The organism is Tardiphaga sp. 215_C5_N2_1 (assembly GCF_052076055.1).
GTDB lineage: Bacteria > Pseudomonadota > Alphaproteobacteria > Rhizobiales > Xanthobacteraceae > Tardiphaga > Tardiphaga robiniae.
In genome coordinates this window covers 4,729,931-4,755,602 of the sequence record NZ_CP197240.1, presented here as the reverse complement: position 1 = coordinate 4,755,602, position 25,672 = coordinate 4,729,931, and the positions used below count along the sequence as shown (strand labels likewise).

Genomic DNA, 25,672 nt, shown 5'->3' with positions numbered 1-25,672 from the left:
CTGTTGGTCGAAGATCAGGAACAGGACGACGTGATCGCTCGTTCGATGACCGGTCGGTTGACGGTCAAATGCGGGTCGATCACGAGATCGAGATGGCCGCCAGCAATCGGAATTACCTCCAGTTTTGCAAACAGAGAGTCCCATCCGAGGTGTGCTGGTGACCCTCGCCGGTTGCAAAGGAATAGCGTTCCGGTAATTGGCAAGCGAGATTTGGCACTCGCCACCCAGCGGCCGAATTCCTGCATCCGGAGAATCTCCTCAAGCTCCAACTTGAGCATGAAGCGGGTGCCGGCCAAACGCGTCCAGATCCTCGCATCGAGAATTCGACAGAACTTCACCTCCCAGTGGAGTCGAGCAACACATTTTGCGATAGCGCGACACAGCATTCGGTACATCGTAACCCGGTGTGATCTAACTCGTTGCAGCGTACGTGACAGGGTCTCCCGATAGTCACTCCTGCGGGGGCCGATATTCGTATCCAGAATGCCCAAAAATTTCACCGACCGGCCTTCCGCAATCAGCCGGGCTGCCACTTCAAATGCGACGCCGCCACCCAGCGAATAGCCGATCAGACGTATGTCGCCGCGAGGATGAACGGCGTTAATCTGTTCCAGAGCCAACGTCGCCATGTGGTCGACCGAGCCGCATCCGGTCAGGGCAGACGTCAGATCCGGGTAGCGGATCGGGATCACATGAGCCGTCTTGCTCAGCTGCGCCCCGAACGCCGCCAGACTCGGACCGTAACCTATCGAGCCTGGCAACATCACCAGATGAGGCAGGAATTCCCCGGCGGCTTGTTGCCGCTGCGATCGGCCACCTGCAGCGACGATCTGAATCATATCGGCTGCGCTCATGTCCACCGTGAAAGCTTCCATGTTGAGCTCTTGGCCGACCAGCTCTTCCAGCTCCATCACGCATCGCAGAAGCTTGAGGGAATCGCCACCTGCCTCGTCCCAGCGGCTGGCAACGTCGGCCGTACCTAGGATCCGCGTCCATACCTGCGCCACTATTTTTTCGGCTTGCTTCACTTCACCCGCCCCTGGGGGCTGAGGTGGGGCTGGACCTCTTCGGCTCTCGCTATCCAGCACCTTGAGTTTCGCGACGTCTATCTTTCCGCCGGCGAGCCGCGGAAGCTCTGCGATTTCATGCAATCTGGTGGGATGCAATGCGGTCGGAAGTGTCTGCCTGATGACGTCCCGAACGTCAGCCGTGAATGTTGCTTTGGCCTCGACACCTGGCGATGCAAAAATAACCAGCTCGCTTGAATCGGTGACGATGGCGACGGCGTCGCTCACATAGGGAATTCTGCGTACGACGACCTCGAGTTCAGCCGGTTCGACACGCCGTCCATTGATTTTGAGCTGACGCCCCTTTCGTCCCAGCATCTGCATCAATCCGCGCGCATCGACAGTAACAAGGTCGCCTGTCGGGAAGATGCGGCAATGGCTATCATCCGGGTCGGGTAATGCAGGAAGCACCTGACCGTTCTCCCAGTAGCCAAGCAGCACATGCATGCTCTTGATGATCAGCTCTCCGACCTCGCCGGTGGGCACAGGCACCCCGTTGTCGTCGACGACGGCACACGACATTCCGGGAAGCAAATAACCAACCGGGGGTATGCTGAAATCACTTTCCTTGCAGTCGTCAGGAAGAAACCACTGCGTGCCGGTAGTCTCGGTCGACGAATAGCTGATCTGAATGAAGCAGGAGGGCTTCACGACCTTTCGGACGAGCGCGACATCCGTCCACAGCACCTTCTCGCCGCCGATGCGGACAACCCGGAGCGATTCGAAATCACCGGTTTCACTCGCGGTAATCACTGCCCGCAGAAGAGCGGGAACGATGTAGGTGATCGTTATCTGCTGCGATCGGATCTGACGCAACACGCCGCGAAGGCCAAGGGCCTCGACATCCGCCATATGCAATCTTGCGCCGGTCAACAAGGCCGTGAGCATCTCTCTGGTGCCCGCAATGGTCGTAGGGCCGCTCAGAGGCATGAAGACGTCAGTGGCGTCTATGTGGCATGCATCCGCATATTGCTGGACACGCTGGAGCAAGCTGCGCTGGCTATTCACAACACCCTTTGGCTGTCCGGTGCTACCGGAGGTGTAGAGCACAAGGGCAGGTGCATCCACCGAGACTGGCTCAAGCGATGGGGCGTCATCGAAAAGTTCGTTCGCGTGCGTAATATCGATCCAACGCAGGCCGTCTTCGTCGATCCATTTGGTTGAGCTACTGTCCCCCTGGCCGATCAGTACAGAAATCTGTGCATTTGCAACGATGTGGGCAAGTCGCTGGTCCGGATCGCGCGGATTGAGCGGCACCAGGGGGCGCCCTGCGGCCATACATGCAAGCATGGCGATCGGATGCCAGATCGAGTGGCGCAACAACAGGCCGACGGCCCGCCCCTCGGGAGCCACCGCTGCAATCGCCTGGGCCAGCGTCAAAACTCTGATCAGAAAATCCGAATATGTGATTTGGCGGGTGTCATCGCTGATGGCTACGTTGTTCGGAAATCTCTTTGCCACCGCATCCAGATGCGTGATCGCGGGCACGCCGGCAAATTCGACGCCCATACGATTGAACGGGCGATCGACAGGCCCGCCCAGGTCGAGGGGCAATTCGGGAGGTTTCATCCAGAGGGTTTGTGCAGGCTCGCCTGAATCTCCGGAAAGTGCGCGCCCGCCAGCGAACGTCTTCGCGCGTTTCGCCAAGGATCCATCGGGAAATCTCTGAAGTTGCATGACGGTACTCACCGTTGCGGGATGGAGATCGTAGGCCACACGTCGGCTATTGACGTCCTTCGAGTGAATGATAGGGCTGCACCAATTTTCCGGCCTCTATCCAGTTACCGGGCTATTCAGCGGCGGCGGGCCGACGAAACTCCACAAAGGCAAAGAGCAGGCCGGCCGTCATGTTCACGCGTTTGTAGATGTAGATCGCCATTGCCATGTTCCAGGCTACATTCGTCACGGCCGTCGCAACGGCGGCACCCATCACTCCAAAGAAAGCAATGCCGATCGCACAGGCGACAACGTTCATGATGGCTCCGATCGCTGTGATTGCGGCAGCTGCTCGCTCGTGCCCAGTCATGGTCAGAAGATTTTGCTGCGGACCAGTAGCAGCAGCAAAGATCTGTCCGACGACGAGAATTTGGGCGACCGGAGCTGTTGCAACGAATTCCTCGCCAAAAAAGCGGAGTAGCGGTACCGTCAGCAACAAAAGTGGAAGTGCCAGCACGACTGTTCCAGCCAGCGACAGGACAGTTGCTCGGGCAAACAGACTCTGAAGCGCTGCCTCATTCCGATGCGCGTGAAGCTTCGAGACGTTCGGCGAAAAGAAAGTCCCTACTGCCATCCGAGGGAGAACAAGAAAAAGAGCTAAATTCAACCCCAGTGCGAAGATGCCAGCCTCGTGGGCATCGCCGGTCCAGCCGAGGATAATCACGCCGGCGCGGCTCATGAGAACCTCAACTCCAATCAAGATCATGACAGGACAGGCGAGATGCCACCAGTCGCGAGGTGCATAAGCCGGCACCGCCGAGCGTAGTTGTGGCGGCCAAAGCTTCCGCATGCTCAGTCCGACGATGGCCGCTGTGACGGCAGAGCTTGCCATCAAAGCGATCAAAACCGTTGTCGCATCAATTGGCGTGACGTTGAGTGCCACGGCAAGCAGAAGCAGCACGACCATAAGGCCATCCCGAACGAAGCGTTCGGGCGCAATTGCCGAAATGACGCCACCCAGCGCGCGTACCGTAGCGGAACCGAGAACGTAAAGCGCGACCAATGGGACGGTCGCCATGCCAACCGCCAGACTGATAGTCAGCTCCCGATGAAGCGTCTCCGACAGGAATAGTGCGGTGGCGACTCCGCAGATCGCAATCAACATCCCAACCAACAATGATCGTCCGAATGCAAATTGAATGACTCCGCGCGCCAATGGCCACTTTCCGGTCGCGCTATAGGCCGGCACATATCGCAGCAGAGCCGTGTTGAACCCGAGTCCCGCGATGTAAGAGAGAAGGGTCGTCCAGGCCAAGACGTATGAATAGATACCGTAACTCGTCGCTCCTATCGTACGGGCAATGACAAGTTGAGCCACGCACGTCAGCCCGGCGCCGCCAACATAGATAACGAACGCCCACAGACTTGCGCTGGCCATGCGCCGAGCGAGCTCGGGTTGAGCCGGAGCTGTGAAAGCTCCGATTGTCTCGGGCGTCGGCAGGGGTGGCGTGAACTTCTCGGCATAAGGTTCAAAACTTTCCTCCCCTGGGTCGGGTGACGAGCTGACCGCTCCGTTGGGCCTGAACTTACTCGAGACCTCTTCTTCGATACGGTCGAGAGCCCTAGACATCAGGCCGGGATCAAGCGAGTTGATGCAGATCAACCGTTGATGCTCGGCCGCGAGTAATGAGCCAACGTAGTCAGTAATCGGCTTTGCCTTGAGAAAGGTCGCTACGTCAGGCTCGAACCATTTCTCCATGTAGGTTTTTTGGTGTACTCGCTCATGGAGGCGCTTTTCCAACAGCTCCTTCGGAGCATCAAACCGGATCAGCAGATCGGATTGTGTCCTCATGCCGATTGCACGAGCGATCGTCTTCTCGTCTGCTCGGCTAAACAGGGCCAAGGTGCAAACGATCTGCACAAAGCCCTGGTCGAACAAGACGATGCGATCTGACTTGTGCGAATCTCTCCACACGCAGGAGAATCGGACGACGTATTGGCTAAGCCTGATCCACCAAACGGGATTGTTGGGTGGCATTAGTCGGAGCAGGTCTTTCGCTAGACGCAACCCTCGGGCATTTGCGATAGGACGGCACAAGATTGCGATGGTGGCGAAGATCGCGAGAGTGACGCGCTGCAGCGCTGGAAGAAATCCACCAAAGTTCAGAAGATGATTGGATAGATGCGGCAACGTAAGTACGAGGTCGACCTCATACCCGCGGTCACGCAGGCGTTGAGCGAGTGCCTGACTAAAGGTTGTTTTGCCAGCGCCTGGTGGACCGAAGGTCTCGATAATCATGCTGCCCTCAATCGCTTCTCAACCAATTGCGGGGGTTCAGTTTGGGTGATCCGGAGCGTTTCAGCTCGATTGCGTCTCCGCGCCACGTTCGCCACGTGATTGCTCTCTTCGACCGCCGGCAGAGTGCGCCCCAAGTCCTCTTGACCAGCTGCTGTGCGCGCTCACCGAACTGGTCCTGCTGTAGCGGCTCGACACGAGTTAAGACCGACGAGAATCTCGTGTTCTGGGCAGGGTTGAGATGTTCTGTCCGAACAAGTTGATGCAGCGCGGTCTGCGCCGCCTCACGATCGGTGCTTCCAGAGTGAATGGCGAGCAAAACGTGGTCAGCCCAACTCGCCAGAAGTCTTGCTTCCGGGGCTTCCAGCAGCGAAGGTCCGTCGATGATCACGAAATCATAGGTGTCGCTCAGCTGTCGGAGCAACGAAGGAATCTTGGGGTCGGCGAGAATCCGAAGCCGATGTCCCCCAAACGATGTGGCGGGCAGGTAGTCAATTCCGGACTCATGGATATGTTCGATCGCGTCTGCAAGTGGACGGCCGTACGCCAGTACACTGAGTAAGTTGGCGCTCTCGCCACCCGGTCGACGAGTGAATTGGCCAAAGTCAAGGAGTAGAGTGCGCCACCCGAGCCGGGCAGCGTAAAGACCAAGGCTCCATGCAAGTGTGGTCTTGCCTTCCCCACCGATGCTGGAGCTGACGAGGACAACACGCTGCGATCGTGGGGTTGCCGGGTCGGAGGCCAGTATGGATACCAGAATGGAGCGGATTGCTCTGGCATAGTGGCTCGCAGGCTCCTCCAAAACATAATGCGGCTGCTTGCCCGGCTCCAGTGGAATCGAAGGTATCAGTCCGGCGCATGGAATACGCAGAGCTTCAGCGGCGTCGGCTTCCGTGTGCAGGGTCCGATCGAAGTGATTCAATACGACTGCGAGAACAGAAGCCAGCAGAGCGAAGATAATTGCCGCAGGAGGAATCATAAGTAGCGGGTGTAATGAGGTCGGTCGTTCTGGCGGTGTGGCCGTGGCGAGAATACTGACGTCTGATTGCGCGGTCAGACCTTTTGCGGTGAGCTCCTGCCGCCGCCGCAGAAGCGTTTCAAACTGTTGCGCCAGCGTGGTGACCTGCCACTCCAGCGCGGCGTTCCGGGAGGGTGAGGGCTGGCCAAGACGGGAGGCTTTTAGTTCCTCCTCCGCCTTTGCAAGGTCACGCTGAACTTTGGATGATTGTGTCGCAAGGGAGCTCAAAGCATACTCCACATCGCTTTGCTTCTGACGCGCGACCTCGTCGACATACGATTGTGCCACCGTATTGGCGATTTCCGCCGCTCGTTGCGGATTGGTGGCCGTAGAAGTAACGGCGATGATTCTGGAGCGCCGCTCCTGACCAACCTTCAAGCTGCGCTTTAGAGCAGCGAGAGCCGACCCGTCATCGGGCTCGTGGTTCTTGCCAAGTAGCAGCTCCTTGGTTGCTGACCATGTACGACCAAAGAGCGTGCGCAAGCTTTGCATCCACGTTCGTGACCCCTTTTCAGCACCGTGCCTCGCATCTTCGAGAGCGCGGAGCGTTGGAAGGAGTCTCCGCAGATAGGCGTCGGAAAGCAGCACCGTGACATGTGTGTCGATGGTGGATTCCTCGGCGGCCGGTGTAGGTGCTGCGGATGCGCCACCGGCATTCAAGGCATCGACGGCGCCGGACTGTCGGACGTCAACAGCAAGTTGTGCCGTCGCCAGATAAGAAGGAGACATAAGAAGGCCGGCTACTCCAGCTAGCAAGGCGCCGACGACAATCATCCTGACGACAAGCCGCTTGTACTTCCGCACACTATCCAGCACGCGATTCAAAGACTGGAGACCGTCATTTGAAGCCAGGGATTGTTCCGTCAGGCGCCGCCCAAGTTCGTCCTCTGCCATATCCGGCGAAAGAGCCTGCAGGGATCGAATACGTCTTCCTACTAACGCTTCCATAGCTCGCTCCTCTACTGTGCGGGCTCGAGGGTATCTGCCGATCGGCACGTACTCTGTTCAACCATCATTCCTAGCCATGATTGCAACATCAGGACGGCCCATAGCATTCGCGAGTGATCGCGATTGCCACTCAGATGATCCTGCCAGCAGCTCTGGACTCGTTGTACGTCCAGCAAATTCTGGCGGTTAAGGCGTGATTCGGAGAGCAGGTCTGCAGCCCATGAGCGCAGGGGGCCTTTCAACCAGGCGCCAACAGGCACGTCGAAGCCCTGCTTGGGTCGATCTATCAAGTGGCGCGGCAAGTAACGGCTGAGAACCTGCCGCAAGATCCACTTGCCCTGTCCGTCGCGCACCTTGGCCGTGTTCGGCAGTCGCCAGGAGAATTCCACGACGCGATGGTCGAGAATTGGACAGCGCGCTTCCAGGCCTGTCGCCATGCTGGCGCGATCGAGCTTCACCAGAATGTCGCCGGGGAGATAACCGATCATGTCCCGTACAATGAAGTCGGATAGAAGATCGTTCAGCGGCGGCACCTTAGCCGAATCGGTTACCTGCTCCGGGGTCAATTGCAGCTCGGAAAGCCGCATAACTTTCCGGTACATGTCGTCGGCGTCATTGCCTGCAAACAGTTGCGCAAGGCGGTTAACCCGGTCGCTTCCGATCATCCGTCGCAGGCGGCCAGGAAGAGGTAACGCGTCAGCGATGTCTTCCCGCAAACCGCGGGCGAGCAATGACACACCCATTGCCGCCGTTCGCCGAAGTGCTCGATTGGAGTTAAGGAGGGGAGCCAGACGGGCGGTCAAAAGATGCCTGGAATATCCAGCAAAACATTCGTCTCCGCCGTCACCGGAGAGGACAACAGTTACATCCCGGCGGGCGAGGCGAGATAGCAGCAGTGTCGGAATCTGCGATTCATCGGCGAACGGCTCGTCCCAAATACGGGGCAGTTCGGGAATGACATCCATGGCCTCCGAGGGAGTGAGACGTAGCTCCGTGTGGTCCGTGCCGAGGTGACGAGCCACGGCCGCGGCACTGGCCGCTTCGTCGAAGGCGGGCTCGCCGAAACCGATAGTGAACGTGCGGACGGGCCGGGTGGATTGGGATTGCATCAGGGCGACGACAGTTGAACTGTCGATGCCACCGGACAGGAACAGCCCGATTGGCACGTCGGCAACCATGCGCTCACCGACAGCCTCGCGAAGTAGGCCATCAAGATGCGACACGAGCTCGCCATCGTCCGCGGAAACGGGGTTTCTTCGGCCGTGCTTTGCGATGTCGGTCAGCGACCACCAAGTGCGCGCCTTTGCCCGAAGCGCTGCAGCATCCCGAGATGCCAGAAGTTCATCGGCGCCGAAAGATAGAATGTTGCCGGGCGGAAGTTTGAAGACGTCTTTCCATATACAATGTTCATCCGGTAGCCAGCCGCGAGCGAGAAATTCAGCGACCCCGCGCGGATTGACCTCCGCAACGAAATCGGGGAACGCGTCGATCGCCTTCAACTCTGAAGCAAAGACAACGGCATTTCTCGTTCTGGCGACGTATAGGGGCTTCTTTCCCATTCGATCGCGGGCCAGATGGAGCGTACGGGTCTGCCGATCCCAAAGGCCGATTGCGAACATGCCGTTGCAGCGCGCCAGGGCAGCCTCGAATCCCCATCTCTCGATCATCGCGAGCAAGACCTCGGTATCGCTGCTGCCGATGAAGTTCTGGCCGAGGCGTTGAAGCTCCTGTCGCAACGACGGATGATTGTAGATCTCACCATTGAATGTGATGACGAATCGGCCGCTCTCGGAAAACATCGGTTGTCGCCCCGCGTCGGTGAGGTCAACGATGGAGAGCCGGCGATGCCCGAATGCAATCCCGGCGTCACGATCGCACCACGAGCCGTGGGCATCGGGTCCGCGATGGTGCAAACGATTCGTCATTCGGCCGATCGCATCCAGATCGGCGGATCGGGAAGCTTGTGGCATCTGAAGAATTCCGGCGATTCCACACATGATCTAGCTTCCGATACGCGTGTGCGGCGACGGCGGGCGCGCCGATCCGAGGATCAGGCTGAGAGCAAACGCGAACCACACGATGGGATGACGCAAGATGAAATGGCTGATGCTGAAAATGGCCAGCGCAGCGAACAATGCTGCCAGGGCATCGAGCTTCGCGCGGAACATAAGCATGAACGTGCCTGCGAAGAGGCCGCAAACGGCAATCACAGCGAGCAGGCCACCTTGCGTAAATATATCCAGCAGTGTGCTATGGGCTTCGAAAGGAGTTGGAAGCGCCTTGTTATTGGCGACGTTCGGCTTCTCGAGATGCGGGCCTGGCCCCAGCCCGAGCGATCCGGTTTCCAGCCCTCGATGGAGTGCATCTTCCCAGAGTTGCAGTCGCAGGGACGCGGTGCGCTTCGTTGCCTCGCCGCCACGGTCCTTGGCCAGACTGATTGCCAGACCTTCAAACTCATCGGCGGTCGCAACGGCATACGGTGCTAATGCGAGCGCCAGCGGGACGGCGGCGGCGATGACCAGAACCGCGACCACCGACCGGAAATTTAGTCTGTGCTGTGGCGAGGTCAGCCAACTGCGCAAACGCAGCAAAGAAAAGATCGCGGTGGCAATCACCATCGCAACAAGAAATGTATCGCTTTTGGTCAGGCGCCCGACGGCGAAGGTTAGCAGGCAACTGAATGATCCCGCTATGCGGCCAAACCCTTTGGCCGACAGGGCAAGGCTGAGAGACAGCGGCGTCAAAACGGCGCAATAGAGAGCGATCTGATTGGGATTCTCCGCCCAGCCTCGAAATCGATCCCAATACCATGGATCGACCGACGGCAGGCTGATGATGGACCAGCCCGCAGCGATCTGAAGGACCAGTGCGATGTTCCAGAAAGCGAGCAGGAACCATTGGGTTTGACGTAGGGCAGCGTTGGCTTCCATCGTTGCGACGATGAGGCAGGTCAAAGCTGCCACCAACAGATACGCGAAGGTGTCGTGCAACATCGTAGGAAGGTCCAGCTCCTCGCTCAGATAGGCCACGCATGTCCCTATGCTCAGGGCGAGTGCAAGACAGGCCCAAAACGCACCGATTCGGAGCAAAGCTGTCGCGTTGTAAATCTGGCCGGTAACGATGACTCGCAATGAGACGAAGGCTAGCCACAGGACAAGACAGACCTCGCCAACACCCAGCGGAATTCCGGGAAGGCGCAGCTGTGAAGCTGTCGTAAGCACGATGCCAAAAGAAAGAAGCGCATTGGCGATCATGATGATTTCCCGCTGTGCTGGCTAACCCTTCGATCTTCATGGGCGTCGCGAGACAAAGCAGCCGGATCTTCGCTTCGCCTCCCGGTGAAAATCAGCTTCCTGTAAAGATCGGCGTAGCGGTCAGCCACGACGTTCAGGTCGAACTCACGGCGCACGAGCGCGATCGAGCGCTGTCCCATGCTCTTTGCGCGGGCAGGATCCTGGAGAAGATCGAGAATGGCTGCGGCGAGCGCACGCGGGTCCCGGGGCGGCACCAAATGGCCATTGCAGTTCTCCACCACAACATCGCCGCAGCCTGGCATACGCGTGGCGACAATAGGCACACCCGCCAATCCTGCTTCCAGCAGAACACGGGGGATTCCTTCCCGATACTCCGTCGGGAAGGCAAAGACATTCGCGATTCCGAGAAGCGCAGGAACGTCGGATCGCGCACCGAGAGCGATTACGTGTGGTGCGTATCGATCAATCAAAGCCCGATCCACGGCAAAAGGACCTTCGCTCTCCCTTGGACCGACAAGCAAGAAACGAACGCGGGGCCGCGCTTCGCGGACAATCGCCGCCGCATCCAGAAGCGTGGGTATGCCCTTTTGTACGGTCAGTCGGCTCACAGTCATGACGACTTCGTCGTCACCGAGTCCGAGTTCTGTACGAAGTTGTGCGGTGGACGGCGCCTGAGCCCGCGCTGTGTCGAAAGCATCGACATCGATTCCCGAACTTCCGATCAGTACAGCGGGGCTGCTGCCAAGCAGACGATAGCGGCGGAAAAAGTCGCCATCCTCCTTGTTTTGAAATACCGTTGCCGAGGTCCAGCAGGCGGCCAACCGCTGCAGCGCTAGGTAAGCTGGCCTGAATGCAAGAGCTTTCAGCTGTGCCGAGGAGAATACCCAACCCATTCCGTTGATGGTGCGCACAATGGGGATTGCGCCTCTCACCGCAAGAGGAGCAAGCAGATTTGGTTTGGTATCGAACGTTTGAACAACGTCCGGTCGAATGCCACGCACAAGCTGTGAGAGCTGGCCGACAGCTAGGCGGTCAGCAACCCGTGCACCGAATCTATTGAAGTCATAGCGATGATACTCGATGCCGCTATTTGAGAACGGGAGTGCGGCGCCAGTACCGGCAGCGCTCACCCGAAAGCCACGACTGCGCAAAGCTGCCAGAAATGGGATCCGTAGGGCATGATCCTCGCCTCCCACACAAAGCACATGCAACGTCATGCTAATCCTTTCGGTCGCAATCGGAATGCAGCCCAGTCGATCCGGAGAATCGGCTACAGATGAATTTCGATGTCCTCGCGTATGAGCGGACTATGTGAGCTTACGAGGCGATCACAAAGTGTCTTCATTCGTTCGAATGACGGCCGCGTCGGAAGTATTCGGCGATCCTGAAGAATTGAGACATCGACACCAAGAGGATTACTCCGAAGCGCGTTTGGCATCATGCACGCAAGCTGAAGCGTCGTGTCGTCAGATCCAGAATCAGTTCAAACGTCGGAGCAAAGCAGGCCTGTCGGCGACCCGTTTCACTTGCCGCTGTGTTTGTGCCCGGATGAACAAGGAGGCTCGCCTGGGTGCCTATCGTCAGACTCAATTACCGGGAGAAGGCAGGACGGCGACACGCCCGAGTAATGCAACCAGCTCCGCCTGCCGCCGTGTCTGTGTCTTGACGAACAGGGAGGCCAGATGTGAGCGGATCGTCGTCCGGCTCAGCCGTCGGGCGCGAGCAATATCAAGTAAATTATGGCCGCGCGCCAATTCGACTGCAAGCTGGGTTTCCGCGGCTGTGAAGCCGAACAAACACCGGAGCGCTTGGGGCGTCGGCTCCGGATGAGCGTCGAGATCGAGCAGAATGATGGTGCTGGTTTCATCCGTCCAAACATTGACCATCTGGCTTACAAGGCTGGTGACGCCCTCCTTGAAGGAAGTCGCGAGCCATGATGTCGAGCCAACGGGAATTTGGGCTCCCGCGCGGTTCACCAGCTGCTTGACGGCGCTGTAGAGCGTTTCAGGGCTGGTGGTGAGGTTGCATTCGCGTTCCAATATCGCACGTCCGATTGCACTCACGTCAAGCACACAGCCACGCTTGAGCAGAACTTGCCCGCAGCCAATACGCGCCAAAACCGCGTGTAGGACGTCACGTTGCTCGCCAAGGTCGGGCTTCTTGCCTGGGTCAGCGTCTGGCCGGATAGCGGGAGCACGATTCGAAATGTTGAAGATGGATTCCCTGCAGGGATGAAGCGATGCAATTGCGCCGGGCAATGTGGCACTCTGGTTCAAATTCAACATGTCGTCATTCCCTTCGCTACTACTTCAATCGAATGACAAGGATTGATCGGAGGGAAAGCATTCCAATTTCGACGAGCCATGTAAATGTTCAAATTGGGGTAACCCGACTGCACATTTGGCTGAGGCAGTCTACTATTCGTGGGGCCCCTAGCGGTCTGAATGACATGGAGGAAATGTCGGTTGGAAAAGCGATGCGCGCCTCAGCGCGCAGTTTTGTGCAGGCGTCCGGCCAGAGGTCGTAAGCGCGGTATCCTTTGTGGGTACCCCCGCTTGTGCCAATGGCTCAGTTAGATGCGCTGGCTACTCCCGAAGGGCGCAGCGCAACTTCGACCACATCTCCCGGCTCTACATCGAAATCAACTGATGCGACGATCCTGTTCCACTGCTGGCCGACCTTTCGTGCGATCGTTACCTCTGCTCGGAGATCGCTGGTTCCGACAGGTAGTGCTCCCGCACCGCCGACAGGCTGCAATTTTTGACTCAACGCCTGCAATTTAACCCGCAAGTCCGCCATGCGAACGGTTGAATCCTTCAACTCGCGCAACAGATTGATGGTTCGTAGATTGGCGACCCGCTCGATCTGGCGCACGAAGTCGTCGCGCTGACGTTGCAGCCGCATGACTTCGACCATCGTCTGAAGACGCCTTGTCGACGACAACAGAAGAGCGCGTCGGCTTTCCGTAACACGGGGGCTTGGCAAGGATCCTGCACCAAACAACTTGGCTACCCGATCAAGCTCATCCTCATCGGCCTGAACACCCTTTTCCTCACCGTCCTGCTGCTTCCTGAGGGTTACGAGCTGAGCCTCCGATTGTTTGACTGCATCCTCCAGAAAGCTTCGTTCCTTACGATAGTCGATTTGCGCGGTCTTTAGCGACGCCGACTCGGATTGCATGATCGACTCGATGACGGAGACCGGCAAAGATACTTCGCTGGGTATCTTCTGATCGAAGCTGTCATTGCCCTGGAGTTCCGCATTGGTGCGGATCACGTGGATATACTCTTTGATGTACTCGGTCGACAAAGATTGGTAATCGCGCAACAGATCCGCCGGATCGATAGCACCGACCTGACCGCGAGAACGCAACAGGCTAAAGCCACCGGCGACTGCAACGGCTTGGCGTACAGTCATGGACGCGCGATACACCAGCTGTCCGGGCGTGAGAACGTCGCCTGTGACGTAGATCGGTCGATATTCCACGACGCTCGCGATCACGTCCCCAGGCTTGATGACGAGCGCCTGCTCTCGCCCATCCGGTGAGCGCTGACGCAGAATCCTGGACTGCAGCAGCGTCTCCATGCGAGTCTGAAGTTCCGACGGGGTCAGACCTGCAACCGGCACCGTACCGACCCCGGGAAGAGCAATGGTGCCGTCAATCTGGATCTGAGCTCTATTGCGCTGTTCAGGCGCTCCACCGACCGATACCTCGACAGTATCGCCAGGCGCGAGGCTGTATTGAGCTCCAAGGCAACCGTCGCTGCCTGCCAAGACAATGATCCCTGCCCAGACGCTGATGGGGACATAGCTGAAAGTCTTACTGCGCCTGTTGCCCTTCATGACGATCTCCTTGCGCTAAGTCGTTTCCGCTGTCTCGATCGGCCCAGTCGATGCGGGAAACAAAATCAAATACCGGCCCGCCTCGTTGCCCCCAGTTGCTCGACCAGATGACTTGCGATCCATCAGGAGAAGGTGAGCCATGCGTTTCGCTCCAATAGTCATACGGAGCATTGCGCGTATGCGCGATACGTCGAAACTCGCCACTGCCATCGATTTTAAGTGCGATAACTTCCTGAGCGAACGGTGCCACTTTCTTGCCGCCGGCGGGAGCGAGCGCGGCGCCGGCATAACTCATGAAGACCCAGCCGGGACGGCGTATCGCTCGCATCGATGCATGCTGAGCTTCTCCATAGGGAGCGAGCGCCGTGACCTGTCCGTCCTGGAGTCTCCGTTTGATGACCTGATACTTGTCGGGCGCCGACTTACTGATGCCGACATAAACTTCATCACCGCCGGCATCGACGGTCATGTCGCCGTGGCCGGGCCGGTGATGCTCTGTCCAGCTCTGCAGGAGATCACCCTCAATGCTGAAGACAAATGCTTGATCTGTGAAGTCAATGAGAGACTGCTGGCAGAATATGTACTTGCCCAGCGGCGAGATTCCGCAATAGCTGTTTTTGCCGGGAATTCGCGCCAGCTCAATATCAGGAAATTTCCGGCGATCCGAAAGATCCATCGCAAATGCGACAAGCGTGCCCTGCTGGCCGATGGCGCGCACCACGATACGGTTGCCGTCCCATGAGGGATTGCCCTTGTAGGGACCGAATTGAAGCTCGCGATATGCTTCAGTCTCAAGAATTACATCTTCGGCGTTGCTTCGCGGCGACCATCGCGAAATGCGGCGCCCGGCGACACAAATCATGACCTCCGGATCTTGCGGATGCCATTCGCATTCACCCCCGCGCTGTCGCCGGAACAGTGGAGCATAGGTGTGCCCATCAAGAAAGCACAGGCCATTGCAGCCGTTGACAATCAAAAGCAGGCTCTGGTCGGCGTTCCACGCCTGCGCACTCGAATAGCGATGGGTGCAATAGGAACGCTTGCAAACCATGCCGTTTCCCATCGGACTTTCAGGCGTGGTCACACGAACCAAGGTCGTACCGAGAGACGCATCGACGACTGGCGCGAGATAGCCAGGCAAATCCATGGCGGGCGCCGGGAGGAATTGGGCGTTTGCGAGCGATTCCGTTGAGGCGGGTCTTGAGGAAGCGAGCAAGACAAGAGCGCCACAGCACAGGAGAGCTCGGGCATAACCCAGCCGGGCCATCATGTGATGAAATCCTTTTGCCGCCGGACTTGCTTTCCCGAAAGGCGATGACGCCACCAGTCAACTGTCCGCTCCAACCCTTCCCGCAGCGTGACCTGCGGTGACCATCCCGTTGCATGGACGAAGCGGGTGCAATCAGCGAGCAACGCTCGCACTTCCGAATTTGTCGGTCGCAGACGCCTCTCATCCTGAAGCACAGGCTTGTCGCTGGAAGTAAGGTCGACGATGACATCAATCAGGTCGCGGATCATGATCGCCCGCTGACTACCTGCGTTATATGGCTGGCCGTATTCGATGCCCTCGGCCAGTCCGGCAGCCATGAACGCGGCCGCGGTATCTGCAACGAATGTAAGGTCACGTACGGTTGTTGCATCCCCGATCATGATCGCGGGGCAGGAAGGATCTAACGCCTGCCGTATGATGGCAGCGATGATCGCCCTTTCGCTCTGTCGTGGCCCAAACGTATTGAATGGTCTGAGAATGACGACTGGTACGCCGAACGATTTCGCAAAAGCCCCTGCCATCATGTCCGCGGCTATTTTGGAGGCGGAATACGGCGATTGTCCCTGCAGCGGATGAGTTTCATCGATCGGCATTGTTATGGCTGTGCCGTAGACCTCGCTGGTCGACGTGTGAATGACCCGCTCGGTGCCGCACTGCCGCGCGGCCTCGAGCACATTCAAGGTGCCGAGCACGTTTGTTTCGACATAGGATTGCGCAGCGACGTAGGAATAGGGGATCGCGATCAGTGCCGCGAGATGAAAGACGATTTCGTGGCCGGGTACGAGACGACCGACGAAAGCCGCATCGCGGATGTCGCCGCGAACCAGGTTGACTTTCTTTCGGGTCGAATCCGGAAGGTCGTCCAGCCAACCATGGCTATCGAAGGAATTGTACTGGGCAAGAGCGGTAACGTTGGCCCCTGCCGAAACAAGCGCTTCGGTCAGGTGCGAGCCAATGAAACCGTCGGCTCCCGTGACGAGAATTCTGGCACCAAGGTAATTCATGGCCGTCAATGTCCGGTTTGTTGTTTAGATTCTTTCGATTGATTCTTCCGCGTGTATTCGGTCCACGATCCCACCGCGATTGCCCAGGCCGCACGAACAATCCAGCCGAGATCAGAAGCCAGTGTTCGGCGCGGGAAATAAGCGAGATCGATTTTCGCCTTGGTCGGGAACAGAACTTGGCGATAGAAATCCACAGCCGCAACGTCAGCGGGATAGAGCTTGCTTTCATGTCGAAACATGACCTGGCACGGACCAACAAGACCAGGCTTGTGGTCGAGAAGCTTCTCGAAGCCACCGTGAAAGCAGTCGAAAAATGCGAGCGATTCAGGCCGCGGTCCCACGAGCGCCATGTCGCCGCGCAAAACGTTCCAGAGTTGCGGTAACTCGTCCAGCTTGCTCGCGGCAAGGATGCGGCCAATCCTAGTCAGGCGGCCGTCTCCCTCCATTGTGAGCGGACATCCATACCGGTCGCAATCCGGCCTGAACTTGCGAAATTTGTACATGCGGAACGGTCGTCCATTTTGCCCGAGACGAAGTTGCGAGAACAAAATCGGCCTTCCGCCTTCGATCCAGATAGCAAGTGCTACGATCAGGAAGAGAGGAGCGAGAGAGGCTGTCGCAGCACCGGCAAACAGAATGTCAAGGGCGCGCCGCAAGCCTACCTGCGTAGCAGGAGTTGACGCCAAGAGCTGGTTCGCTGCTCCGCGCATGGCTACGCGATTGCCCCTAATGGAAACTCCGTGCCAAGTGCGGCTGCAAGGGAATTCACTACCTGTTCCACGTCGGCCGGGTTCATCCGGGGGTGCAGCGGCAGCGTGAGCTCACGTTGGGCAAATTCCTCGGTGCGCGGCAAGAATGTATCGGGATAGAGTTCTCTGTAGAATGTCAGGTGGTGGACGGCAGGATAGTGAATCGTAGTCTGTATGCCGCGCTTGCGGAGCCGATCGATCACAGGCTGCCGATCGGTTGCCGTCGGCAGGACGACCGGCATCAGATGGTGCGCCGATGGCCAAGGATTCGCGAAGGGTATCATCACCGCTGGGCAATGCTCCGCCATCAACTGACGATAGCACAGGGACAGGCGTCGCCTGGTGTCATTCCATTCCGGAAGTTTCTTGAGTTGGGCAAGGCCAACGGCAGCGCGCAAATCGTCCATACGATAGTTGAATCCGAGGATCGTAACATCGTAGTCGGGACGACGACTGGTGAGGCGCTGTCGCGTGCTGCTTGTCATGCCATGAGACCGTGCTCGTTTGATGGTTTCCCTCAGAGCGCGGCTGCGGGCGATAATGGCGCCGCCCTCGGCGGTCGTCATGTTCTTGTTGCCGTAAAAGCTGAATGCTGCCGCCTCGCCATAGGTCCCCACTGCGGGCAGTCCGGGCGCATGAGCTGCATCCTCGATCAGGAGCAAGCCCTTGCGACGAGCGAAAGACTGCCAAGTGTCGCGATGCGCGAGGTAACCGGCGAAATGGACGAGAATAATCGCTTTTGTTCTCGATGTGCATTTGGCTTCAGCATCATCCAGCGACATCAACGGAATCTCGGCCGAATCGATATCGACGAAGACGGGGCGCGCTCCCACATAGAGAACGCTATTGGCCGTGGCGACGAAGGTCAGCGATGGAACCAGAACTTCGTCGCCCGGCCCAATGCCGAGCGCGTGCAGGATGAGGTGGAGGGCTGCCGTGCACGAGCCGACGGCGATCGAATCCTCGGCCTCATGAAGATGAGCAAACGCTTGTTCGAACTCCCGGACCCGGTCTCCCATCGTAACCCAGCCGCTCTCGATGACAGAAGCTAGGGCTGTTTGCTCGTCCGGACCCAGGACTGGCTCTGATACCAATAGCATGTGTTCATCTCCAATCCCGGATTCAGCGATACGTTTGAGATTGCACGAGCAGCAGCCGTAACATGCAGCGTCTTCGTCAGGCCGCGACGGTTGCCACGAATGCCGGGGGCGACTGCTCGTCCCATGCAATATCCTGAGCCTTGAGGAAGTCGTCCACCCGCCCGATGTCGAGCCACATGCCGTTGTGCTTGAATACGTTCACGGGTATTTCCTCTTCCAGCATCTGGGCCATCAGATCGTCGAAGCCGAATGGAACACCTGACGGAATGCGGTCCAGCACCGAGGGATCCATGCAGTAGATGCCCATACTCACCAGATGCGACAGTTCGGGCTTCTCGCGGAATCCGGTGACGCAACCGCCCGTCTCGTCGATCACGCCAAAGTCCATCTTGGTAGGACGTGTGGCGGTGGCGATGGTGAGGGGACCTTGGTGTCGGCGATGACAGCTCACGAACTGACTGAGATTCAGGTCCGTGAGCACGTCGCCGTTGAGGACCAGAAACGGCGTGTCGAGTTGTTCTCGCAAAAGCGACAGCGGGCCCATCGTTCCAAGCGGTTCCACTTCCTGCGTGTAAACGATCTGCATGTTCCACTGATTGCCGTCGCCGCAAACACTGCGAATAAGGTGGCCCAGATATCCAGTCGTGATGAAGACTTCTCTGATGCCATTTCGCCTGAGCCATTTGAGCAGGAGCTCGAGGACGGGCCGCGATCCGATCGGCATAAGCGGTTTCGGCAAGATGGATGTATGCGGACGCAAGCGCATTCCCTTTCCGCCGCATTGAATGACAGCCTTCATATTATCCTCCTGTGTTACTGAAGCGCGCAATCGTTCATCATATCAACGCGACAGCCCGGCCTGGTGCTGATGGCCAAACCGGAATGCCATTGACGAGAAAACTAGACGCTGACTATCCTCGCGTCTTCGTGCGTTTGCATGAGATGTCGGAATGATAGTTGGATTGCACGCGAGCACTGTATTGCAGCGGCAAAGCTGCAGCTCGCAGTGGTGCATGATGGGACGTGACAGACCAAACCGGACTTCGGCTGCATCGCTGGCGCGCGATATCGCGAGGCCCGATTGACATCGCCGCGCTTGGAATGACGACGACAGCGCAACGAGCCGGCTTTTCAGAAAGCCTGTTAGGAACTGACGCGGGCATCCCTCACGCGCGCGAGCGACATCGCACTAACCGTTGCCCAAGATCGGTGGAATGATTTATTGAAGCGCGTCGCAAGAACACGCGCGATCGTCAGCGCCTCACGTATCCATGTTCGATCGTTCACCGGCGCGAGCGCCACGCTCCGACAACCACCGGTCGGCGCGACTTGCTCGCCTACGCCAACAATCGCTGACTATTTGCCGATTCGTGCCGCGCCGCAGATCTTTCCGTTGATGCCCTTACGGATCAGACCGTCGATGCGCGAGACCTCAATATGATTTGGCTCGTGGTTGATCACACCCAGTGGCACTGGCGTCTCGTTTTTCTTGATCTCGGAGATCATCGCAACGGGATTTGAAAGCCGACCGTTCGAATCGCCAGCTAAAGGCGGAGAGTTGCTGTTTGCCGGTTCCGCCAGTGATCCGTTGTTCATCCCCCAAATCGCTGCCTGTGTCCGATTCTGGACACGGAGCTTGCGAAGGATCGCCTTGACGTGGACTTTTACAGTTGCTTCGGCGATATGGATCGTCCGCGCGATGCTTTTGTTGGAGGCGCCTTCAATCAGGCAGTGCAAAATTGATTTTTCCCGCGGAGAAAGCTGCGGCGTGGTCATATCTTCTGTAGCGATAAGAATCGCCTGCGTCTTGTTTTGGTCGCGCGACCCCGTCTCGCCTGGGTGACTGCCTTCGGGAGCAAGAACAGATGATAGAAATGCCGGAGGAAAGATCGTTTCACCCATCATTATCAGTTCGATGGACTTTATGAATACATCGCAGGTCATAACGTTGACAAAGTAGCCGTTGGCACCTGCCCGAAACGCAGAAGCCAGTTCGTCCATTCGATAATGATCGGCCACGATCGCAATGCGCCCGCCCGGATGGTAGTCCCTGAAAAGTTCGATTTGTTCAATCGCGGCGTCAAAATCATCGCCGGTGTGAGCAATAAGAAGCAGGGGCTGGTGTGCTTGCGGTTGACCCGGGAGCAAATCATCCACGCTTGATACTGAGGCTAGGATACGAAAATTTGCTGAGCGTAAAATCCTGGCAAGACCTTCTCTGAGTAAAGTATTTTTCCCAACGAGAATTGTAAAAAAAGATTGTTGCCTCCGCATCGCGATCCTCCCAACCATACGCAACTGATTTAAAAAAAATTGAGCGATTGAAATTCAGCTCATTCTTGGTGATCTGTCGGCGGTTAAGCCCCGCTTCTTCGGCAGAAATTTTGGCATTGGAATATTTTCAGTCGGCAAGAAACTCTGTCTTTTTAGAAGCATTTCGTCGTCGAATTGAAGACGCCTCCCTTCTCGTTTGCGACGATTTTATGAATGTTAGATGCGAATTCTCGATCTCCCTATATACCTTTAGTTATAGGCGATGGGCCGGTACTGAGGGATGTCGTTCATAATAGTAAACGGGGGAATCACCGCAGACTTCGCAGAGGGAGTGCGTGCTTCGTCATACGGGACATCTATCCTTGAGTGACCATTTCAGATACGTCCACCCAAGGTTGTACGTGTTTTCTTTGTTGCGTTGCGATGTAGCGTAACGAATTTGAGCCTCTCGAAAATTAGGCTAAGAAGGGAATATCCGGGGTCGCGTGGAGTTTAAGTTTTGGGGGGCTAGGCTGAGGACCGCCCATGCGTTGCACCAGTGTCGTGATCGCAGACCGCCATCCTGTGGTTCTGCAAGGTTTGACGAGCGTGCTTGAAGCGCAAAGCGGCTTCAAGGTTGTCGCGTGCTGCAGCACTGGCCCGAGCTGTATCGAAGCGATTCGAAATTTAACGCCGGACATCGCCATTATAGACATCGAAATGCCAGGCCTGACCGGGCTGGAAATCGTTGCCATCGCCAACTCCGAGGGGCTTTCAACGCGGGTCGTCTTTTTCACCGCTGTCGTTGAAGATCGCCAACTGGCTTTATCGGCCGCCGCTGGCGCCTACGGTGTCATCCTGAAGGACATGCTGCTCGAACCCCTGGTGCAGTCCTTGCGGGAGATCGCGGCTGGCCAAAGGCTATTGCCGCTTCCCGCGGTCAATAACGTTATACCTTCCGAACAGAAGAGTATCGCGATCACGGAGAGTGTTCTGGCGGTGCTGACAGAGCGCGAGCGTCAGATCATGCGCCTGGTATCTGAAGGGTTGTCGAACAAGGAAATTGGGCGCCGGCTGAATATTGCTGATGGCACCATCAAGCAACATCTCCATCACATCTATCAGAAGCTTGAAATCAACAACCGGACAGTGCTTGCGGCGCTTGCCATATCGCACAACGAACGTGGGGGCTTTCTTGAGGATCGGGCTCTGTCGGTTCATTGTGATTGAGCGTCTGCAGTCGCTGCTGACCCGTGCACCACTTCCCGCTGATACGGGCACTGATTGGCGCACAAGCCTTGTCGGCGACATCCACCTCGCCGCCATCGCGGAGGCCGAAAGGACCCTGATGCGTGGCTTCACCACCCTGCCCGACATCGGTGGGCCTTCTTCAGCAAATCGCTGAGGAACCTGCATTGCTAGTCGCGCGGCGCCATGCCCCCGCGGCAATCCGGTCGCAGCGGAAAAGATGCGGGTGAAGTGGCTTTGATCGGCAAAGCCACAAGCCTGTGCAACATCGGCCAACGGCATATCGGTCTTCATCAGAAGATTTCGGGCCAACTCGACGCGCTGGGACAGTATCCACTGGCCGGGCAACGAAGCCACCACGCAGGATAGCCCGGGAAGAAACCACGGTCTTGTCTGCAAGTCATCGGCATTGAACGATCGGCCACCACGCGGCGTTCCGAACGCTTCTCCGCGGCCTGACTTGCACCCCTCTGTTATGGTTCGGAAACTATATCGATGCATGCAGCCGTGTATATTGATGCGCCGACGTAGGCGCATGAGATCGTGACCACCGCCGAACATGTTGCCGCCATCAGAGCGAAGCAAGATAGGCTCGGGCCTGTCGCCGTCCTTACCATGTCGATGGCGGAGCCGACGCTGAAATAATACGGTACGACCTTGTAACTTGCCAGCCGCCGGATCTGCTAAGTTGTGCGGAGCGGTGGCAGGCGGAAGACCGAGTGACCTGAGGGACACCAAGCCCGTGGGAGCGCGCGGGTGCTTGCTTGCCGTTCCATCGAACCCGAACAGTCGCTTGGGCCGCTCAGCAAGCCCGGTTGCGCAAGGATGGGATCAGATGGACGCGATTTATGTTGGCATCGATGTGTCGAAGGATCGGCTGGATGTGGCGCTGCGTCCGGGCGGTGAGAGTTTTGCGGTTGCCCGCAATGGTGCGGGGATCGATGATCTGATCGCGCGGCTGAAAGCGCGGCCGCCACGGATGGTGGCGATCGAGGCGACGGGCGGCTTTGAGACGGTCGTCGCCGCAGGATTGGGCGGCGCCGATCTGCCTGTGGTGGTGGTCAATCCGGCGCAGGTGCGCGCCTTTGCCAATGCCCTCGGCAAGCGCGCCAAGACCGATCCGATCGATGCCATGGTGATCGCGCATTTTGCCGAGGCGACCAAACCGCAACTGCGGCCGCTTCCCGATGCGACGACGCGGCTGCTAGCCGATCTGGTGGCACGTCGGCGCCAGATCGTCGAGATGATCGCCGCGGAAAGCCAGCGTGCACGGCGCGTCAGCAATCTGCGGCTGAAGAAGAGCATCGCCCGGCTCCACAAGGCACTGGAGAAGGAGTTGTCCGAACTGGACGACGACATCGGCGATCACGTGCGGGGATCGCCGGCCTGGGCCGAGAAAGAAGACTTGCTGGTGTCGGTGCCCGGCATCGGTCCGACCATCGCGCGCAGCCTGATTGCCGAACTGCCGGAGCTCGGCACACTCGATCGTCGTCAGATTGCGGCGCTCGCCGGTTTGGCGCCATGGACCCGGCAATCCGGCCAGTGGCGCGGCAAGAGCTTCATCGGCGGCGGCCGGGCCAATGTACGCCGCGTGTTGTTCATGGGAGCGATGGTGGCCGCCCGCTTCAATCCGCAGCTCAAACTGTTCCGCGACAAGCTTGTCGCCGCCGGCAAGCCCAAGCTCGTCGCTATCATCGCCCTCGCCCGCAAGCTGCTCACCATCCTCAACGCAATCCTGCGAGACAAGACCCCATGGCAGCATCAAAACGCTTGACCAACAAGACAGTCGCTCTCCCAGACAGCGGTCGAGATAGATCATCTTCGGCGCGTCCGGCCATGCGAGCGATACGGTGCAGCCGCTCGCGTCGCCAACCGCTGTAACTGCTCGTGGACAACGGGCAGAACTCTCATATTGCTCAGTAGCGAAAAAACCAGCGTCAGAATGCGCGGACGGAACTGATATTTGCCACCGACGGGTTCGTAATCGAGGTAATCCGCGGCCACCAAAGCTCGGGTCAGCCGGGACACGATCGGCTTCGAAGGTACTCGACGATATTTCCAAGACAAATCTCGGAGAAGCCTATCGAACGCGCTTGTATCAACCGATTGCGCCGAGACGGGACAATCCCATAGGGCGGAGCCCTCGCGGTCGTTGCGTGGACGCACTACGAGGCCCACCATGAAATGTTAGATTCCAATCATGGTTCTACGCGGAATACTCGTACGGCAAGCCGCCCCTTGGCAGCACAGACCCACGATCATTCGCGCGATAACTCACGGTGAGCCAAAATGCGGCAGCACCTAACGAGGCAGCGGCACCGCTGCCAGAGGCCTCTCGTCTACTGCAACTTTCTGAATGCTTGGCCGATCTGATTGCGCTAGCCAGGCTAGGCGCGTCTCAATACCGTCGCAGACGGATTTCGCCGGCTCAAATTAAGCCGGCTCGACCTTGAACAGACAATGATCGTGAGCGCCTTCAGCCTCGCAATAGACCTCCTGCGCCCGCAACCTGACCTCACGACCGGCACTTGCGGCAACATATTCGAGCGAGCCCTCAAGCCAAGACGCAAACATGTAACACACCTTGCGACCACTGTTGCGGCGCTCGCCATCAACCATTGCCGAATTTCGCAAGCGCACTGTCGCCGTCCCTGCTTCCGGCGACACGTCGAGCACATCAAATTGGCCCCATCCGCGCTGCGTGATGCGGCGCATATAGTGACGGAACACATCGACGCCGGACATGCCGTGGAATTCGGCTTCCTTCTCGCACCAGTAATAGGCCGAGCGATGGCCGGCCGGCCGCAGAATGCGCTCCAGCTCTGCAGCTCCCACCGCGGCCTCGATGGCGAAGTGGTTGTTCATGTAAAAATGCTGCGGCACCAGGATCATATTGGTCGCGTCGACCGACCAGCGCCCGGTCTGATCATCGACATTGATGTCAACCTGCGGCTTCCCCATCTCAGGCTCCCCAGACGGTCTTCAGGAGATTGACCCAGTTCTTGCCAATGACGGCCTCGATGCGCGAGGCTTTCCAACCGCGCTTCTCCATGGCGGCGGTAAGATTCGGCCATTCGCCGATAGTCTTGATGCCTTCGGGATTGATGACGTCGCCGAAATTGGTGAGGCGGCGGCCATATCCCTTGTCATGGGTGATCCAGTCGAAGAATTCCTGACCATAGCCCTGCGTGAAGTCGGTGCCGATGCCGACGCTGTTCTCGCCGCAGATATCGATGACGTATTCTATTGCCTCGACATAATCGTCCACAGTCGATGCCGGACCGCGCTTCAGGAAAGGCGGGAACATGGTGACGCCCACAAAGCCGCCGTGATCGACGATGAAGCGCAGCTGCTCGTCGGACTTGTTGCGCGGATGCTCCTTCAAGCCGGCTGGCAAGCAGTGCGAATAAGCAACCGGCTGCTTGGAGGCGAGGATGACGTCTTCGCTGGTCTTCGATCCGACATGCGACAGGTCGCAGAGGATACCGAGGCGGTTCATCTCGGCGACGACCTCGCGACCGAAGTCGGACAGGCCACCGTCCTTGGACTCGTAGCAGCCGGTGCCGACCAGGTTCTGCGTGTTATAGGCCATCTGGATGATGCCGACGCCGAGCTCCTTGAACAGGCCGAGATAGCCGATCTGATCCTCGATACCGGTGACGTTCTGCCAACCCAGGATGATGCCGGTCTTGCCTTCCTCTTTGGCCTTCAGGATGTCAGCGGTGGTGTAAACTTGCTTGAGGATGTCGTCGTTGTCTGCGAACCAGCGCTTCCACTTGACCACATTGCGCATGGTGGCTTCGAAGCCTTCCCAGACGCAGCAGGTGCAGTTGGCGGCTGTCAATCCGCCCTTGCGCATGTCCTCGAAGACCGGGCGCCCGAAATCCGAGATGATCAATCCATCGACGACGATGGCGCTTTCATGGATGGTTGAGGACATGACGTTTCCTTTCAGATGATAGTCTG

Annotated in this window: 18 protein-coding genes and 1 pseudogene; 2 read left to right on the top strand and 17 right to left on the bottom strand. The window is 58.0% G+C overall.

Annotated features, from left to right (window positions below; all coding sequences use genetic code 11):
• Window positions 1–14: 14 nt before the first annotated feature.
• The 14 genes from AB7828_RS22655 to AB7828_RS22590 all read right to left on the bottom strand — a co-directional run bounded on the left by AB7828_RS22655 (window position 15) and on the right by AB7828_RS22590 (window position 20,479).
• On the bottom strand, window positions 15–2,744 hold the full coding sequence (locus tag AB7828_RS22655) for an AMP-binding protein (RefSeq protein ID WP_441231208.1): 2,730 nt from the start codon (window positions 2,742–2,744) through the stop codon (window positions 15–17).
• Between the two features lie 112 nt (window positions 2,745–2,856).
• Complete coding sequence (locus tag AB7828_RS22650; protein ID WP_441231207.1) at window positions 2,857–5,022, bottom strand: oligosaccharide flippase family protein; 2,166 nt, start codon at window positions 5,020–5,022, stop codon at window positions 2,857–2,859.
• A 7-nt stretch (window positions 5,023–5,029) separates the two neighbouring features.
• On the bottom strand, window positions 5,030–6,985 hold the full coding sequence (locus AB7828_RS22645) for an AAA family ATPase (protein ID WP_441231206.1): 1,956 nt from the start codon (window positions 6,983–6,985) through the stop codon (window positions 5,030–5,032).
• 11 nt (window positions 6,986–6,996) lie between these two features.
• Window positions 6,997–8,982: an asparagine synthase (glutamine-hydrolyzing) gene (asnB, locus tag AB7828_RS22640; RefSeq protein ID WP_441231205.1), complete on the bottom strand. Its 1,986-nt coding sequence runs from the start codon at window positions 8,980–8,982 to the stop codon at window positions 6,997–6,999.
• A gap of 3 nt (window positions 8,983–8,985) precedes the next feature.
• Window positions 8,986–10,239 carry an O-antigen ligase family protein gene (locus AB7828_RS22635; protein WP_120287846.1) on the bottom strand — a complete coding sequence of 418 codons (1,254 nt, stop codon included), beginning with the start codon at window positions 10,237–10,239 and terminating at the stop codon, window positions 8,986–8,988.
• On the bottom strand, window positions 10,236–11,456 hold the full coding sequence (locus AB7828_RS22630) for a glycosyltransferase (protein WP_441231204.1): 1,221 nt from the start codon (window positions 11,454–11,456) through the stop codon (window positions 10,236–10,238). Before AB7828_RS22630 ends, AB7828_RS22635 begins: the two co-directional genes overlap by 4 nt.
• A gap of 369 nt (window positions 11,457–11,825) precedes the next feature.
• Window positions 11,826–12,524 (bottom strand): helix-turn-helix transcriptional regulator, encoded by a 699-nt coding sequence (locus tag AB7828_RS22625; RefSeq protein WP_093757979.1) that lies wholly within the window; start codon window positions 12,522–12,524, stop codon window positions 11,826–11,828.
• Between the two features lie 283 nt (window positions 12,525–12,807).
• Window positions 12,808–14,082, bottom strand: a complete 1,275-nt coding sequence (locus AB7828_RS22620) for a polysaccharide biosynthesis/export family protein (RefSeq protein ID WP_175369515.1) — start codon at window positions 14,080–14,082, stop codon at window positions 12,808–12,810.
• On the bottom strand, window positions 14,060–15,229 hold the full coding sequence (locus tag AB7828_RS22615) for a hypothetical protein (protein WP_441231203.1): 1,170 nt from the start codon (window positions 15,227–15,229) through the stop codon (window positions 14,060–14,062). Before AB7828_RS22615 ends, AB7828_RS22620 begins: the two co-directional genes overlap by 23 nt.
• A 119-nt stretch (window positions 15,230–15,348) precedes the next feature.
• Window positions 15,349–16,356 (bottom strand): SDR family NAD(P)-dependent oxidoreductase, encoded by a 1,008-nt coding sequence (locus tag AB7828_RS22610; protein ID WP_441231202.1) that lies wholly within the window; start codon window positions 16,354–16,356, stop codon window positions 15,349–15,351.
• A gap of 5 nt (window positions 16,357–16,361) precedes the next feature.
• Window positions 16,362–17,012 carry a sugar transferase gene (locus tag AB7828_RS22605; protein ID WP_441231201.1) on the bottom strand — a complete coding sequence of 217 codons (651 nt, stop codon included), beginning with the start codon at window positions 17,010–17,012 and terminating at the stop codon, window positions 16,362–16,364.
• A gap of 56 nt (window positions 17,013–17,068) precedes the next feature.
• Window positions 17,069–18,205: a DegT/DnrJ/EryC1/StrS family aminotransferase gene (locus AB7828_RS22600; RefSeq protein ID WP_089266610.1), complete on the bottom strand. Its 1,137-nt coding sequence runs from the start codon at window positions 18,203–18,205 to the stop codon at window positions 17,069–17,071.
• A 76-nt stretch (window positions 18,206–18,281) separates the two neighbouring features.
• Window positions 18,282–19,004, bottom strand: coding sequence for a sugar phosphate nucleotidyltransferase (locus AB7828_RS22595; protein ID WP_089266608.1), 723 nt, complete (start codon window positions 19,002–19,004; stop codon window positions 18,282–18,284).
• Between the two features lie 557 nt (window positions 19,005–19,561).
• Window positions 19,562–20,479, bottom strand: a complete 918-nt coding sequence (locus AB7828_RS22590; RefSeq protein WP_093758231.1) for a LuxR C-terminal-related transcriptional regulator — start codon at window positions 20,477–20,479, stop codon at window positions 19,562–19,564.
• Window positions 20,480–21,004: 525 nt separating this feature from the next.
• Between AB7828_RS22590 and AB7828_RS22585 the strand changes: the two genes are divergently transcribed.
• Window positions 21,005–21,688 carry a LuxR C-terminal-related transcriptional regulator gene (locus tag AB7828_RS22585; protein ID WP_441231200.1) on the top strand — a complete coding sequence of 228 codons (684 nt, stop codon included), beginning with the start codon at window positions 21,005–21,007 and terminating at the stop codon, window positions 21,686–21,688.
• Window positions 21,689–21,916: 228 nt separating this feature from the next.
• On the opposite strand, the pseudogene AB7828_RS22580 reads toward AB7828_RS22585, so the two are convergent.
• Window positions 21,917–22,207 (bottom strand): annotated as a pseudogene (locus AB7828_RS22580) (helix-turn-helix domain-containing protein); the annotation flags it as partial.
• A gap of 334 nt (window positions 22,208–22,541) precedes the next feature.
• On the opposite strand from AB7828_RS22580, the gene AB7828_RS22575 reads away from it, so the two are divergent.
• Window positions 22,542–23,480: an IS110 family transposase gene (locus AB7828_RS22575; RefSeq protein WP_441231199.1), complete on the top strand. Its 939-nt coding sequence runs from the start codon at window positions 22,542–22,544 to the stop codon at window positions 23,478–23,480.
• A 659-nt stretch (window positions 23,481–24,139) separates the two neighbouring features.
• Here AB7828_RS22575 and AB7828_RS22570 read toward each other — a convergent pair.
• Window positions 24,140–24,667 carry a DUF5943 domain-containing protein gene (locus AB7828_RS22570; protein ID WP_320446282.1) on the bottom strand — a complete coding sequence of 176 codons (528 nt, stop codon included), beginning with the start codon at window positions 24,665–24,667 and terminating at the stop codon, window positions 24,140–24,142.
• Window position 24,668: 1 nt separating this feature from the next.
• Window positions 24,669–25,646 carry a dipeptidase gene (locus AB7828_RS22565; protein WP_439065548.1) on the bottom strand — a complete coding sequence of 326 codons (978 nt, stop codon included), beginning with the start codon at window positions 25,644–25,646 and terminating at the stop codon, window positions 24,669–24,671.
• Window positions 25,647–25,672 lie beyond the last annotated feature (26 nt).

Bases quoted from the DNA above. Each gene is read 5' to 3' on its own strand.
- AB7828_RS22655 (WP_441231208.1), bottom strand. From the start codon at position 2,744: ATGCAACTTCAGAGATTTCCCGATGGATCCTTGGCGAAACGCGCGAAG.
- AB7828_RS22650 (WP_441231207.1), bottom strand. From the start codon at position 5,022: ATGATTATCGAGACCTTCGGTCCACCAGGCGCTGGCAAAACAACCTTT.
- AB7828_RS22645 (WP_441231206.1), bottom strand. From the start codon at position 6,985: ATGGAAGCGTTAGTAGGAAGACGTATTCGATCCCTGCAGGCTCTTTCG.
- asnB (WP_441231205.1), bottom strand. From the start codon at position 8,982: ATGTGTGGAATCGCCGGAATTCTTCAGATGCCACAAGCTTCCCGATCC.
- AB7828_RS22635 (WP_120287846.1), bottom strand. From the start codon at position 10,239: ATGATCGCCAATGCGCTTCTTTCTTTTGGCATCGTGCTTACGACAGCT.
- AB7828_RS22630 (WP_441231204.1), bottom strand. From the start codon at position 11,456: ATGACGTTGCATGTGCTTTGTGTGGGAGGCGAGGATCATGCCCTACGG.
- AB7828_RS22625 (WP_093757979.1), bottom strand. From the start codon at position 12,524: ATGTTGAATTTGAACCAGAGTGCCACATTGCCCGGCGCAATTGCATCG.
- AB7828_RS22620 (WP_175369515.1), bottom strand. From the start codon at position 14,082: ATGAAGGGCAACAGGCGCAGTAAGACTTTCAGCTATGTCCCCATCAGC.
- AB7828_RS22615 (WP_441231203.1), bottom strand. From the start codon at position 15,229: ATGGATTTGCCTGGCTATCTCGCGCCAGTCGTCGATGCGTCTCTCGGT.
- AB7828_RS22610 (WP_441231202.1), bottom strand. From the start codon at position 16,356: ATGAATTACCTTGGTGCCAGAATTCTCGTCACGGGAGCCGACGGTTTC.
- AB7828_RS22600 (WP_089266610.1), bottom strand. From the start codon at position 18,205: ATGCTATTGGTATCAGAGCCAGTCCTGGGTCCGGACGAGCAAACAGCC.
- AB7828_RS22595 (WP_089266608.1), bottom strand. From the start codon at position 19,004: ATGAAGGCTGTCATTCAATGCGGCGGAAAGGGAATGCGCTTGCGTCCG.
- AB7828_RS22590 (WP_093758231.1), bottom strand. From the start codon at position 20,479: ATGCGGAGGCAACAATCTTTTTTTACAATTCTCGTTGGGAAAAATACT.
- AB7828_RS22585 (WP_441231200.1), top strand. From the start codon at position 21,005: ATGCGTTGCACCAGTGTCGTGATCGCAGACCGCCATCCTGTGGTTCTG.
- AB7828_RS22575 (WP_441231199.1), top strand. From the start codon at position 22,542: ATGGACGCGATTTATGTTGGCATCGATGTGTCGAAGGATCGGCTGGAT.
- AB7828_RS22570 (WP_320446282.1), bottom strand. From the start codon at position 24,667: ATGGGGAAGCCGCAGGTTGACATCAATGTCGATGATCAGACCGGGCGC.
- AB7828_RS22565 (WP_439065548.1), bottom strand. From the start codon at position 25,646: ATGTCCTCAACCATCCATGAAAGCGCCATCGTCGTCGATGGATTGATC.